We start from the raw sequence: 13,786 nt of genomic DNA, 5'->3' as shown, positions 1-13,786 counted from the left end.
ATGGATAAGAAATTTGCAGTCGGGGTTCAAGTCTATCTTAAATCAGGAGGGCCCGATATGACAATTACAAAATACCCGTATTCGGAAGATGGGTCTTCTGATAAATCAAAAGCAGAATGCAGTTGGTTTGATGAAAATAGCAATTTCCACGTCCATGTTTTTCCAATTGTGGCTCTTGAATTTGTATAATCTGAATGATTGAGCGAAATGTGTTCATCTGGATAAGCCTCTATTTGCCAACTTATTTCAGCAACACATATGGCTACCTCTTCCATAAGTCCTTACAATTTTGAAACGACATCCTTCGTCAAGTAAGCACTCTGTGATTTCTTTGAAACAATCTCTGACTTGATTGAAGTTAGGGTTAATAACTTCACCCCATTCTTCCATACATTCCGCAATGAATATCGGAAGGTGGGAGTGCTTTACGCGATGGTGACGTGCCATTTTATGTGAGTCTTCAAGATTGACTACTGCTGCTGTGGAACAATTGTATTCAGGTTCATCATAATCATGCAAATCCACACAAACCATGAATTGACCGGATATATTGAATCCTACGTATATGTCCATTACAATCGGCTGATCCTCGTCGGAACTCATTATATGACAGCAGGGTAAATACAGGCTGCCGCTGATATGTTTTCCCATATTGATTAAAAGTTTACGCCCGAAACCATTGACTGTATGGTTTCGGGCTTTGGTTGCTAAATAATGTCAGCTAATTGGCAGTTAAATTGTAAAGCCAACTCGCGGACGTGATATTGTTATCGGTTTTACTAAGGGGGCAGTTGCAGGTATGTCCACTTCTCGTATTTCGGTGAGAGATATGTCATCCGTCAATCCCTCGCTAATGACCCTGACAGCCATTGAGGGGAGTATTTCGGTCTGAATCATATTCATTACGTGACGAGCATTTCCGAAGTTTTTCTCCCGTTGTGCATAGTCGGCTTTAAGACGAGTGATTAGAGCTTTCTGCGCACCGGAAGTCAGAGTATAATGGTTTTGGGAAAGATAATTCTCCGCTATCTCCATCAGCTCTGCTTCTGTGAAATCATCAAAAGTGTAGATGTTAGTATCCGGAATACGCGACTTGAAACCAGGGTTCATATCAAACATCCTTTTTATCTCGTCGGGATACCCTGCAAGAATAAGCATCCAGTCTCGGTTGGTGTCATCAGAAAGTGCAGTCAGCAAGGTATCAATGACAAATTTTCCCGGATCACGCGGGTCATTAGGTTGATAGAGCTGATAAGCTTCGTCAATAAACAGTATGCCGCCTTGCGCTTTCTCTATGGCTTCCAAAGTTTTCTCTGACTCGGAGTGGTAGTTTTGTCCAAGGAGTGAGGCTCGTTCACGTACCACTACGTGGCCTCTGGAGAGCACACCTGCCTGATGCAGCATTTCTCCAATCAGTTTCGCTACAGTAGTTTTTCCAGTACCCGGTGAACCTAGAAACATCGAGTGTAAGGGTGTGGTAGCTACAGGCAGCCCTTTATCTTCTCGCATCTTGTTGAAGCGCACCACTCGTTCATATACACCCAGCTTATCCTTTACAGAGTGAAGTCCAGTGAGATGGTCAAGCGACAAAATCGTATTACATTTATATTCAGTCACATCTTCCGTCGATTTGTCATCCGCAACGGCTTCTTCTGTCGTAGACATTTTTCCCTTCTTCATGTCTTCGAGTTCGGAAGCAATAAATTTATCAATGGCTTCTTCAAGAGAATCAACTCCAGGTGTGGTGTCCGACTCGCCATCTCGTTCAAGGTGTTTATCAAAAAGTGCCTTTGACGCCTGCGGAGAATATTCATCCATAGCCTCGATTTCATGTCCAAACCAAACTCCACGTATATCCTCGTCGCTGAGAGTGTCAAAGACGAAACCTGCAATAGGATATTCCATGCAGAGGAGTTCGGCATAAAACACTCCGTTGATGTCATCGGCTGTCTCGAATGGACATTCTATGATCCATCGATTGTCTTTGTAGCTTTCCAGATTGCGACAGAATGGCTCCTTGAAGAAAGCCTTTACATATTTTCCATCAGGATAGTAAAGTCTTACCTCAAGTTCGGGCATCACTGTCGAAAGTCGGCAACAAATTTCGGGGGCAACGGTGAACAGAACAAGGTATTCGTGTGCGTCTACGGTGTTAAGTGACTTGAACACATTGTCGCTCCATGAAGGGCGAATCCCTCCATCGCAAATCTGATACCACATAGTTGGGTCGCCCATTGTTGATTTGTCAAGCAGATGGATTATGCTTTCAGTAAGGGGCAGTCCTGCGTTTTCATCGCGTACCACAAGTTTGTAAGTATGGTTACCGACTATGTCCGATGTTTCAGCAGGAAAGTGGATGAAGTAGTCCTTGAAGCCATCGGCAGCAAGATTTATCCTTACTCTTTGAGTGGCCACCTCGCATCGCATAGTCATGTCTACGAGCGTCAGCGAAATGTTTCGGCGAGCACCCTTGTCGAAGCGGTTATTCCACACTTCAACCTTGACGGCAATACCGGCAAAGTTTTTGTCAACAAGGAAATCATGACGATCATCGTAGGGGAATTGTCCGATGAAAACCAAGTCATCAGTCTCATCGCAGTTGTAGGTGTAGAATTGGATTACATCTACGGATATGGGTGATTTTCTTTTCATATTCATACAGTTTTGATGGAAGACTCTTGGAGCCCTCCGGGTTAATACTTCATTTTGTCAATCTCATCCGGAGGCCTGCCTCCGGAGCCGTACCAACATGTCAATGTACTCCCTGCTCCGATTGCCGTAATATGGATACGTCAAGACGCACCAAGGGCTATCAGGGCATTTCTGCGGTTGAAAAATGTTGGTGGAAAACTATGCGCACCTCATCTCCGCGCCGCCGGGAGGGGCAGCACCGCCGAACTTGCTGTTGTTGAGATGTAGATGCTTCATAGCTAAAAATGAAGTAATTAAACTGTATGAAATGAGTCGCGCCACAAAGGGTTGTTACCCATCATGGCGCAAAGTTAACAATAAATTTTGTTTTTCCAAAGCATTAATCAGAAAATCTGCGGGAAATCTGCGAAAATATAAATCAACTTTCTGTAATAAAACTTCACGAAGGATTTTTCCGAAAAACTTTGAAGTGGAAGGTTTAATTAAGGGCCGTAAGCTACAATGTTCTGATATACGTATAATCGGTTATGCATTCCTCGCTATTGCAAATTATAACATGGCCCCTTAACAAAGGCATAGTATCTAATACCCGCTGAACCCTATGAATTAGCTCATTATCTTCTATCCGATGAAGAGTGGAATCGGAATGTTTTTCATAAAAAAGATTATTACATTTTAAGAAGAGATTGTCCACTCGGGAAAACAATTTGAAAAATGATAAAATTGCAGACTCGGTAACCGATGCATCATAAACATGAGTAACGATAGTTGGAATACCAGCGTTTAATCCTAGTTTTATTGATTTGAATACATTATCCCAACATAAAGATTTGTTTATACACTGGCTAGTATGTTGAGCCGTTACAAAATCAAGTCCTTTGAGCGAAACTGCGAGTACATCAACAAGCTTTCTGTCTATTATCTTTCCTACAATATCCGGACGCGAACCGTTTGTGTCTAGGTAGATGAACCCTCCTAAATCGCGTATCACTTCCATATCATCAATTAGCTTCGGGTTTAACGTTGGTTCACCTCCGGTAAACTTAAAAGCATTCCCTTGCATTAATAGCTGCGACACTACATAAACAAACTCTTCTGTATCATAGCTATAGAATTCAGAAGAATCACGTTCCTTAATATTGCAAAAGCCACATGAATAATTGCACTTATCATAAACTATTGCATGTACTTTTTCTGCACGTTTTTCAACGTGAGGATAAATATGTGAGAAATAGGAGGGTCTAATAGAGTATGCCATAACAATTTATTTGGGTAATCAAAATATGTACGTCAGAATTTAATAATCTGACGTACATCCTGTCTTCAGACATACTTAAATTTAAGAAGTTAAGCATGTCCAATCTTATCACTGGGAAAATGAGCAGTGATATGACAGTTCTGTGCGGACAACCTTGTTGGCGGTCACCTTCACAGCCTTTGCTTGGGGCTTTTCGTACTTTTTCATATCGAAAATATTATAGCACACTCTCTTACTGCGTCAAAAGAGATTGCGCTGGGTTAGAAATTAACGCAGTTAATCAAAGTCAATATTCATTGGGATACAATCTATAAAGAGCATGGGCTCTTCGTTGCAAAGTTTTCTTCTATAACGTTCAATTAAATTGAACTTTAGCATTTTTTCAAAGCGGGATTTACAATGAAGATGTCTCAAAGGACAGATTGAAAATGGAGTACACAAGGGTAACATAAAGCATCCTTTGCATTTTTCTCTGCATTCATTAAAACCCTTATGCCAGTAATTGAAAATCTTTTCATCGAGCATCTCTCCATCGACAGTGCCCCATGAAACTTCATCATTTGACAGACATTCGCATTTACAAATTTTACCTGATGGAGTTATGCTAATTTTAGTGGGTTCTTGTGCAGCGCAGAGATACATTCTAAAACCATCAGGTTGCAACCGTTCATAATCATACATCTTCGCTTCCATGATTCTTTTGGTAAGTCTGTCGCAGCTATCATTGACAGCCGAGAAAACTTCAGGATGTTCCTTAAAAGACGTTTCGGTAACATCATCATGAAGACAATGCGCATACATTTTGAAATTGTCACAACCGCTGTATTTATCTATGAAGTATTCTGTCAACTTCATCAACGAATCATGATTATTTCTATCTACGCTTAACCTTACAATCATGATCATTCCTGACTTAACAATATAGTCAATATTTCTCATGATTATGGAAAAACCATCTTTCGTTGATACGAAACGCTTTCGGGTGTCATGCTCTTCCCCCCAACCGTCAAGAGTAATCCTGACTTTTGACATCCTCCATAACGTCTTAGCTTTTTCTACAACCCCGCTATTGCAAAGTAAACCGTTTGTTGACATCGTTGAAAAATAATCAACATTGTTTTTGTTTAGTATTGCCGAGATCCTATCAATGGCTCTGATATTAACCAGAGGCTCGCCCCCAAACCAACGCAGGTAAATTTTCTTTGAGGGATCATGGGAGCGCAGTATATAATCCGCCACCTTATCCGCAGTTTCCATACTCATATGTTCTACCCGGGGATAATACCCATCCTCAAAACAATAGTAACATCTTGCATTGCATCCTGTAGATGTGAGGATATTATATCTGTCTAAGGAGGTATTATTGTTTAAGATGCTGTCAAACAATGTGTATGTCTCAAGATATGTTTTCAGTTCATCAGCAGACGCATCTATAAGTATGCGATTTTTTACAAATTCTTCCAGATGCTTCTGGCTTAAAGAATCAAGCCAGAATTTAGAAGGATAGCCGTCAGGCTCTATATGCTTGGCTATATCCTGATTAAGCGCACAGACAAATCTGGTAAATGTATTGCATACAATTATAGAGCCGTCATCAGCTTCCACTTTATAAATGTATGGGCTGAATTTGTAATCCTTGATGTCTGTTTGGCCAGACAGCAGATTGACAATTCTGGGTTCAGAGGATATAACTATCATAACTGAATTTGTTCGATAAGATCACTTGCATCGCTGAGAGCTGTCTCAAAGTCAATGCTATACTCAATTTGCATCTCTCTGGCAATTTCTTCAGGTGTCTTTTTACAATGATTCGGTAAAATTTGAGGTTGTTCAGTCTTGGCTAAGCCGCTAACTGAGCCAACCGATGATTTATTTTCTGAATTATTTTGAGATGCGGAGATTTTCCGCAAGTCGAAATAATTGTTGAGGCGAGATAAGATTCAAACATAAGCCGTTTGAACTGCGCTACCGAAAGATCCGGATAATCTTTCCTTATGACCTCCTTGCAGACATTGAGCGCAGTGAAGGAAAGATTGAATGCGAAGTCAAGCCGGTCTTTGTCGCGTGTCTGTTGCGACTGGAGTCCTGTAAACTGTTTGGCATCGCGTATGCCGAACTCAATCTGAAAGCGGGTGCGGTAGAAACCGATGATCTTTTCAGGTCTCATATTGGTGTCGGTAGAGAAGTAAAGAAGAGGCTCTCCGTTTTCAACCGGACAGACCACGATACGGATGTCGCGTTTCAATGCCCTCGAATGTACGACCGCCGTGTGACATCGGGTTTTGATTCCTTTGGAATCCTCATATATGAATGAAGTGAACACGGACATATCAAGAGTTGAGAAATCCACTTTCTCTCCATACTTTTTCTTTCTGCCGCGTCTTCGCGGGGCGGAGGAATCCGGTATGGCCAGATACCTCAGATATGAATTGGCACGTAATCTCCCGACAAACCGGAATCCCATGCCAATCACTTTATTTACAAACTCATATTTGGAGAAAAAGGCATCGGCAACCAGAATATCCGTCAGTGAGAGCAGCTCTGCCGCCTTTGACCTGACAAGTGCCACATACCAGTCAAGCATTGACATTTGTTTCTCAGATTCAAGAGTCCTGAAGTCCGGGGACTGGACAGCACCGAGCATCACACATGTATGTTTACTCAGACTTATTGCCCCGATCGCCATTATCTCCAGACCGCGTTTTACACGTTGTGCCACCCCTGACCAGAATCGGCCTATGCCATATGTAAGGCTGCCTGACTTTGAAATGAACGACGGATCGATTGCCACTGCCATGTCATCGGACGGTCCAAAACAATCCTGCGCCATACCTATGTTGACTTTCATCCAGTCTACGGGTGTCTTGAAATTGGAGGCAAAGGTCTTGGCAGTACGACCGCCATAGCGCGACAGCCGGGTAAAATTGACTTTGCCCGGAATCAACGCTACAGTGCGTATTGTTAAAATCAGCCAGTTGAGGAACCTTTTGCTCATCTTGGTTGTAGTATTTTCAAATACCGACTTACACCGAAAGGTGAAGTCTTTGAGAATCGCCAATACGTTCATATTGTCTAATGTTTTTATAATGAACGCTTTGGCGATTCATTTGTATTTGATAATTCGTTATATTAACTTAAGTTTCAACTACTTCGGTAATTTTTACCGAATCATTGTTTTTAGAAAGCCATCTGGATAAAACAAACACGCCCGACTCATTGAGCTTGAATACTGGAAGTCCGTCTTTAAACAGGAAGTGATTGGGCCCTACCTTTTGTATTTTAATATTTTCCATAAATTAAACGACTTGATTGTTTTTGAATTTGCAATATTCTGCTTTCATTGCAAAAATTCTTTTACAGATATCAATAGCAATGATTCGGTAAAATTTGAGGTTGTTCAGTCTTGGCTAAGCCGCTAACTGAGCCAACCGATGATTTATTTTCTGAATTATTTTGAGATGCGGAGATTTTCCGCAAGTCGAAATAATTGTTGAGGCGAGATAAGATTCAAACATAAGCCGTTTGAACTGCGCTACCGAAAGATCCGGATAATCTTTCCTTATGACCTCCTTGCAGACATTGAGCGCAGTGAAGGAAAGATTGAATGCGAAGTCAAGCCGGTCTTTGTCGCGTGTCTGTTGCGACTGGAGTCCTGTAAACTGTTTGGCATCGCGTATGCCGAACTCAATCTGAAAGCGGGTGCGGTAGAAACCGATGATCTTTTCAGGTCTCATATTGGTGTCGGTAGAGAAGTAAAGAAGAGGGTCTGCGTTTTCAACCGGACAGACCACGATACGGATGTCGCGTTTCAATGCCCTCGAATGTACGACCGCCGTGTGACATCGGGTTTTGTTTCCTTTGGAATCCTCATATATGAATGAAGTGAACACGGACATATCAAGGTTGGAGAAATCCACTTTCTCTCCATACTTTTTCTTTCTGCCGCGTCTTCGCGGGGCGGAGGAATCCGGTATGGCCAGATACCTGAGATATGAATTGGCACGTAATCTCCCGACAAACCGGAATCCCATGCCAATCACTTCATTTACAAACTCATATTTGGAGAAAAAGGCATCGGCAACCAGAATATCCGTCAGTGAGAGCAGCTCTGCCGCCTTTGACCTGACAAGTGCCACATACCAGTCAAGCATTGACATTTGTTTCTCAGATTCAAGAGTCCTGAAGTCCGGGGACTGGACAGCACCGAGCATCACACATGTATGTTTACTCAGACTTATTGCCCCGATCGCCATTATCTCCAGACCGCGTTTTACACGTTGTGCCACCCCTGACCAGAATCGGCCTATGCCATATGTAAGGCTGCCTGACTTTGAAATGAACGACGGATCGATTGCCACTGCCATGTCATCGGACGGTCCAAAACAATCCTGCGCCATACCTATGTTGACTTTCATCCAGTCTACGGGTGTCTTGAAATTGGAGGCAAAGGTCTTGGCAGTACGACCGCCATAGCGCGACAGCCGGGTAAAATTGACTTTGCCCGGAATCAACGCTACAGTGCGTATTGTTAAAATCAGCCAGTTGAGGAACCTTTTGCTCATTTTGGTTGTAGTATTTTCAAATACCGACTTACACCGAAAGGTGAAGTCTTTGAGAATCGCCAATACGTTCATATTGTTTAATGTTTTTATAATGAACGCTTTGGCGATTCATTTGTATTTGACAATTCGATATATTAACTTAAGTTTCAACTACTTCGGTAATTTTTACCGAATCATTGAATAGATTTAGTAAGGGAATTACATTCCAGATCTGCCGGACAATTAAGGAGATTCAAACAAACAGGATTGATGAGGCAGTCATCACATTCACATGTTTTATTTGTAATTTTCCATTTTGCAACCTTCTTAGAGTTTGTAATTCCAGTGTCGATATGTCCTACAACATCAGTGGCGGAAATTTCTTCGCATCGATACAAATTCCCTACTGGCGAAATAACATGACAATTTTCATTGTCTGCAATACATTTATTAATAGGCCAATTGCTATCAAGTGGCCATTGAATAAACCCCTCGTCACTTAAGATTTTGTTTAAATATATCCAATTACTTAAATTTTGTCGTAACTTCTCCTGATTATCACAGTGCATTTCCTGCTCCAGTAAGCTTACATAAATTAAATACTGAGACTTATCAGGAAAACTTTTAATCAATAACCAAATCAGCCTTTCAAGATCATGGACATTCGTGTATGAAAGATTTAGCCTTATGCTCAAATATATATTTGCTTTGAAAATTTCAGCGATATTATTCAAGATATTATTAAATGGATTTGCTATGTCTCCGGAGTAGTTTTTGGTGTCATTATATACCTTTTCAGTTCCATCGATAGTTATTTGTATTGATTTTAGATTCCACCGATTAAGGGCTTGATTAATCAGATCTTCATTCAAAAGCAACCCATTAGATACAAGACTTGACTCAAAATTTATTCCATAATTCCTTAAATCACCGCATATCAGATCAATAGCGTTAGGGTTTAATAATGGTTCACCTCCAATCCACTCAAGTTTTATTTTATTGCCTTTGCGTGTGTCGTTTACAAATTTCGCCACCTTATGTGCAATAGAATCTGTCATGGATTTCCGAATAAAATCACCATGTCTTTCATAGCAGTACGCACAATTTGCGTTACAATATAAAGTCGTAAGGATTGTGTATTTTGTACGCTTTGCTTGCACCTTCTTATATTGGCATAACAAATGTTTCAAGAATAAAGGCTCATTGAAGAATACCGGCACATAAAACCATTGAGATCTCAATAGTGAAATGAGATTACTATCCAAATGATTATCTGTCCAATCTTTCACAGACAGATTATTAATCCAAACTAATCCAAGCGTGAGAGTATTCCAAAGGAGAAGACCATTGTCAATCTCCGATACTACAACATATCGACACTGACGAACCCCCTGATCCTCCGTTTCTTGATGCCAAGTCGATATTTCATCAAGAAAGAATTTATGCATCGGTCTAATAATCAACATTTGAATTACTGATGTATAAGAAATACCACCTTACCATAATAGTATTAGATAACTCCTACCCGGTTGCTGGACGGTCGGTTACTCCATTGCATACTCTGTCGAGGCTTTTCTGCATCCGCCTTGATCTTTAGTCTTGAATTGGTTCGTCGTTCTTTTTGAATAATCCGACAATCCCTTTGAATAGACCTCCGATGATTGCCATAAGTAATTTGACAATGCCTCCGAGAATCCAGCCGAAAAGACTGATTATCCAGCTGAACATTACGTCAATGATGTCTCCGTCTTTTGCCATAAGATGCTATTTACTTTTTTATGATTCTGATTGGTATAATATTCATTATATATTTTGTCAGCGAGATAGAAATGTGATATTTACTATTAACATATTGATAGTCGAGTTGAAGCTTTATAAACCATTTCAAGCGCTTCTATATAAGATGCTATTCTTGAGGCGGTCTATTTAGGAATAAACCGACCGTTCCGGTGCAACTTCCCTTCAATTCCACCCAAACGGACATCCATTAAACTGTCTTTATCAAATTCAGGATTAGAATACTTTGCGTGATACTTGAAGGGGATAACCGTTTCACCTTTGCTATTTACAAATCCAAGTCTCTTATTGCTATAAGATGTACCCTTGTATACCGGTGCTATGCCCAAGGTAAATGGATAAACTTGGTATGCATCAATTTCAAATAAGTCGCGTCCTTGCTTATCTATAGCCACGTATTTCGAATTGCTTGCTTTCTGATACCAACCAAGACCTTCTTTAAAATCTTTAATTGTTCCATATTTAACATGTTTATTAAACAATACATTACCATGGTTGTCAATCAGTGTCCATTTGTTTAACTTCGCATCGTTCTCAGTTATCGTACCCCAGGTTACGCCATCAGAATAATCACGGATACGAGTGAATGTCCTATCTGTTAGCTTATTACCTTCATAATCATAAAGAGTATGGAGTGCTCTTGTATATGACTTAATGTCATTAGATGCTATAATTACACTGTCATTTGACACTGCAATTCTTGAATAATCATTTGACAATTTACGTCCAGCTCTATCCATTAAATAAAACAGTTTGTTATCGTCCTTCACAATAAAGACCTTTGCTTCTGACAAATACTGCCCTGGATATTTTAGGGATTCATAACCAGTCGTATTATCGATTAGACCGTTTACTGCCAAATAAGATCGGCCTTCGATATTATTATTCTTCTTTAGTATCGCTAAATCTCCCCCAACAGTAATGTCACTATATACTGTAGGTATAGTATTTTGTATTGAATCATTCACAAATGCTAATCCATATAAGTTTGTGTTTAAGTCATACAAAAACCATTGGTTGTTGCCAATAGGTTTTGGGGATATAGAATCGTATATCGCGGGAATCAACATCTTACCTTCCGAATATCCAATGCCATACTTGTTATCAATCTTAATTCTTGATATTTGTTTTGTGTCGGATACACATCCTCGAATAAACATAAAGACAACAAAGCCAAGAATCAACAACCAAGGCAACAAACATTCCCACTTGTCATCATCCTCTTTCCATCCTTCTTTAAGACCTTCCCAGAAGCCTGAAGTCGAGTATCTCCAGAAATTCTTTATTAGGTTGAGCTGCTGCTTCCATAACGATTGGTTCACTTCCTTCTCAGCTTTTTTCAACACATCATATTGACTTTTAGGAAGACATGTGAAAGAATAGGAATCATAAACCTTATATCTGTCGCTCCCGGCACTATTCCAAAAGCTATACCGAGGATTCAAGTCTTTACCGCATCTACCACAGCAATTTGCCCCGTTAGGATTATTAGAGAAACCGCAGGAATTACATTTTTTTGCCATAATATTTTAGAGAGTATCAGAGGTTAATTGAATCTAAACGCGGCCTTGATCGTAGACCAAAATGAACCATATTTGACATTTTTTAAATAATAAAGTTCTTCTTCTAATTTCCGAATCCTTAGTTGTTTTTGAAAAACTTCGTTTCGCAGCATATTAATTTCATTCTGTTCAATAACGACATAATCCTTGTACGTGTTATATTCCTTATCGGACATATCCAGTTTGAGCGGCGCACCGCATTTTCCACAATAATGAATTTTCTCTAAAGGGATGTCTTCTGGAGTCATGAAATGACAAATGTGACATCTTCTCTCAGAGTCAAGTTTTAGTTTTAATCGTTCGATTAATCCAAGCTCCATTAATTTAGTTATAATTGAGGTCTTCGCAGTTATTTGACAATATTGAGTAATTCTCTAAGAAATTGTTTTTTTGTCCGAAACAAGCTATTACCTTCTTTTTCTTCTTTTAAAATGAGATCCTTAAGTTTATCATAAAGTTTTGCATTCTCCAAAGTTCCTTTACTTACAACGGCCCACTCGATTGGACTGGAGGGTGTATAGCCAAATACTCTTGACAGAACATCTGTTTTAGGACCCATTTCATAGAATTCACCCTTCTCATTCCAAACTGGCCAGCGATTGAAATATTGTAGTGGATGCCCACATTTACCGCAATAATGATCATCAATATCATTTTGAGTAAATTGACAAACCTCACATCTTAATCCATTCATTATAATTAATTCAGTTTTTGAGGTATAGAAATATGTATCAGCTTAACGCCCGACCATGGCAATTTCTATATTTTTTCCCGCTACCACAAGGGCACATGTCATTGCGCCCGATGTTATTACCCTTAGTCTTCTTGGCGGAATTATCGGCTAATGACTTTACAACTTCACTGATTGTGTTACTTGTTAGCCTTGAGCCACATTTTCCACAAAATTTGGCATTTGAAGGATTTCCAGTAAACTTACAGTTAGGACAGATCATACTTTTCACTCTATTGTGTATGAATTTCTCTTTGCTCCACAAACCGTACAGTAATCAAATTCGTCTGATGAAAATTTGTTGCCACACGCCGAACAGAATGCAAATTTATGAATTGTTTTAACCATCGGTGAGGAGGAGTCAACTAACGGTGGAATCTGACTCAGGGGCAAATTCAAGGCTCTTTCAATTATGTCAAGTTCCCTGTCAATATCGGAGACACGTAATTTTCTTGCGCTTTTAACGACACTTGAGTTTCTAAAAGAGGATGGTGAAGAAAATTCTGATTCAGTGAATAGTAGGTTCTTTAATTGTTGTGATGGCCTTGCGGATGCATTGTTTGCCATGATAAGGAGTGCCGCATATATGACATGTTGTGAGAAATAATCCATATAAGTCTCATAATATGTAGCTGATTCTCGTTGGGGATGCTGGTAATCTTTTATTCCGGCGATATATTGGACTTTCCTTCCCATTGATGGCGAATAAAGCGAGTCATAGTCAATGACTTTTAGATTGCCATCTGGTTTGACAATAATATTAACGGCAGATAAATCTCCATGACTAATCTTACGGCTGTTAAGGATATTACACATTTTGGCAAATTTCTGAGCGACCAATTTAATTTGAGCCCCAGAATGTCCGCTATTCGCCATAATGTATTTATTGAGAGTCTCTCCCTCAACCCAATCCATAATGAGTCCCGGAAGTTCTATCCCGTCAACTTTCAGTAATCTTTCTACGATGTTAAACCCAATGAAATATGGACAATCTTTATCATTATTCTTATTAATAATGTCTGCAACTTCCACTAGATAGTCAATCTGGGACTCATCGGCCTTACCATCTGTCCAGCAACGGAGACATTGTGGTTTATTATTAGGTTTGACTATTTTGATACTCAGGGCAAATCCTCCCTTTAGGGCATATGCTTCCCCATCGACCGTCAACTGAGCGGAATAGCCTCGAAGATTTACAGGAAGTATGCTTGATGCATCCAACACCGCATCTCGTATGTCCATTCCC

Annotated in this window: 13 protein-coding genes; 1 reads left to right on the top strand and 12 read right to left on the bottom strand. The window is 40.0% G+C overall.

What is annotated here, in order from left to right; genetic code table 11:
- Positions 1 to 189, top strand: coding sequence for a YodC family protein (locus NF347_RS02720; protein WP_107037062.1), 189 nt, complete (start codon positions 1 to 3; stop codon positions 187 to 189).
- Positions 190 to 246: 57 nt separating this feature from the next.
- On the opposite strand, the gene NF347_RS02715 is transcribed toward NF347_RS02720, so the two are convergent.
- The 12 genes from NF347_RS02715 to NF347_RS02665 form a co-directional block, all read right to left on the bottom strand.
- Complete coding sequence (locus NF347_RS02715) at positions 247 to 651, bottom strand: hypothetical protein (protein ID WP_133165569.1); 405 nt, start codon at positions 649 to 651, stop codon at positions 247 to 249.
- Positions 652 to 732: 81 nt separating this feature from the next.
- Positions 733 to 2,658 (bottom strand): AAA family ATPase, encoded by a 1,926-nt coding sequence (locus NF347_RS02710; protein WP_107037063.1) that lies wholly within the window; start codon positions 2,656 to 2,658, stop codon positions 733 to 735.
- 490 nt (positions 2,659 to 3,148) lie between these two features.
- Positions 3,149 to 3,910, bottom strand: a complete 762-nt coding sequence (locus tag NF347_RS02705) for a radical SAM protein (protein ID WP_107037076.1) — start codon at positions 3,908 to 3,910, stop codon at positions 3,149 to 3,151.
- Between the two features lie 276 nt (positions 3,911 to 4,186).
- Positions 4,187 to 5,608 carry a radical SAM protein gene (locus tag NF347_RS02700; RefSeq protein WP_107037077.1) on the bottom strand — a complete coding sequence of 474 codons (1,422 nt, stop codon included), beginning with the start codon at positions 5,606 to 5,608 and terminating at the stop codon, positions 4,187 to 4,189.
- A gap of 142 nt (positions 5,609 to 5,750) precedes the next feature.
- Positions 5,751 to 6,905, bottom strand: a complete 1,155-nt coding sequence (locus NF347_RS02695) for a transposase (protein WP_306254317.1) — start codon at positions 6,903 to 6,905, stop codon at positions 5,751 to 5,753.
- 412 nt (positions 6,906 to 7,317) lie between these two features.
- A complete protein-coding gene (locus tag NF347_RS02690; RefSeq protein WP_107681985.1) occupies positions 7,318 to 8,472 on the bottom strand; it encodes a transposase in 1,155 nt (384 codons plus the stop codon).
- Between the two features lie 173 nt (positions 8,473 to 8,645).
- Entirely contained in the window at positions 8,646 to 9,899 is a 1,254-nt protein-coding gene (locus NF347_RS02685) for a radical SAM protein (RefSeq protein WP_306254337.1), read from the bottom strand.
- Positions 9,900 to 10,044: 145 nt separating this feature from the next.
- The gene (locus NF347_RS02680; protein WP_161553919.1) at positions 10,045 to 10,209 is read right to left on the bottom strand and encodes a hypothetical protein; all 165 of its coding nucleotides are present in this window, start codon (positions 10,207 to 10,209) and stop codon (positions 10,045 to 10,047) included.
- 164 nt (positions 10,210 to 10,373) lie between these two features.
- The gene (locus NF347_RS02675; RefSeq protein ID WP_107036854.1) at positions 10,374 to 11,771 is read right to left on the bottom strand and encodes a WG repeat-containing protein; all 1,398 of its coding nucleotides are present in this window, start codon (positions 11,769 to 11,771) and stop codon (positions 10,374 to 10,376) included.
- 388 nt (positions 11,772 to 12,159) lie between these two features.
- Entirely contained in the window at positions 12,160 to 12,504 is a 345-nt protein-coding gene (locus NF347_RS02670) for a hypothetical protein (RefSeq protein ID WP_123542936.1), read from the bottom strand.
- A gap of 37 nt (positions 12,505 to 12,541) precedes the next feature.
- Positions 12,542 to 12,763, bottom strand: coding sequence for an SEC-C metal-binding domain-containing protein (locus NF347_RS13670; protein WP_107036852.1), 222 nt, complete (start codon positions 12,761 to 12,763; stop codon positions 12,542 to 12,544).
- A 5-nt stretch (positions 12,764 to 12,768) separates the two neighbouring features.
- Positions 12,769 to 13,782, bottom strand: coding sequence for a protein kinase domain-containing protein (locus NF347_RS02665; protein WP_161953436.1), 1,014 nt, complete (start codon positions 13,780 to 13,782; stop codon positions 12,769 to 12,771).
- Positions 13,783 to 13,786 lie beyond the last annotated feature (4 nt).

Source organism: Paramuribaculum intestinale, from assembly GCF_030759015.1.
Taxonomy (GTDB): domain Bacteria; phylum Bacteroidota; class Bacteroidia; order Bacteroidales; family Muribaculaceae; genus Paramuribaculum; species Paramuribaculum intestinale.
Note: the sequence above shows the minus strand (reverse complement) of the source record. Positions and strands in the feature narration are given on the sequence as shown.

Coding starts and splice junctions, on each gene's coding strand:
- NF347_RS02675 (WP_107036854.1), bottom strand. CDS start 11,771: ATGGCAAAAAAATGTAATTCCTGCGGTTTCTCTAATAATCCTAACGGG.
- NF347_RS02680 (WP_161553919.1), bottom strand. CDS start 10,209: ATGGCAAAAGACGGAGACATCATTGACGTAATGTTCAGCTGGATAATC.
- NF347_RS02710 (WP_107037063.1), bottom strand. CDS start 2,658: ATGAATATGAAAAGAAAATCACCCATATCCGTAGATGTAATCCAATTC.
- NF347_RS02670 (WP_123542936.1), bottom strand. CDS start 12,504: ATGAATGGATTAAGATGTGAGGTTTGTCAATTTACTCAAAATGATATT.
- NF347_RS02705 (WP_107037076.1), bottom strand. CDS start 3,910: ATGGCATACTCTATTAGACCCTCCTATTTCTCACATATTTATCCTCAC.
- NF347_RS02685 (WP_306254337.1), bottom strand. CDS start 9,899: ATGCATAAATTCTTTCTTGATGAAATATCGACTTGGCATCAAGAAACG.
- NF347_RS02690 (WP_107681985.1), bottom strand. CDS start 8,472: ATGAGCAAAAGGTTCCTCAACTGGCTGATTTTAACAATACGCACTGTA.
- NF347_RS02665 (WP_161953436.1), bottom strand. CDS start 13,782: ATGGACATACGAGATGCGGTGTTGGATGCATCAAGCATACTTCCTGTA.
- NF347_RS13670 (WP_107036852.1), bottom strand. CDS start 12,763: ATGATCTGTCCTAACTGTAAGTTTACTGGAAATCCTTCAAATGCCAAA.
- NF347_RS02715 (WP_133165569.1), bottom strand. CDS start 651: ATGGGAAAACATATCAGCGGCAGCCTGTATTTACCCTGCTGTCATATA.
- NF347_RS02720 (WP_107037062.1), top strand. CDS start 1: ATGGATAAGAAATTTGCAGTCGGGGTTCAAGTCTATCTTAAATCAGGA.
- NF347_RS02695 (WP_306254317.1), bottom strand. CDS start 6,905: ATGAGCAAAAGGTTCCTCAACTGGCTGATTTTAACAATACGCACTGTA.
- NF347_RS02700 (WP_107037077.1), bottom strand. CDS start 5,608: ATGATAGTTATATCCTCTGAACCCAGAATTGTCAATCTGCTGTCTGGC.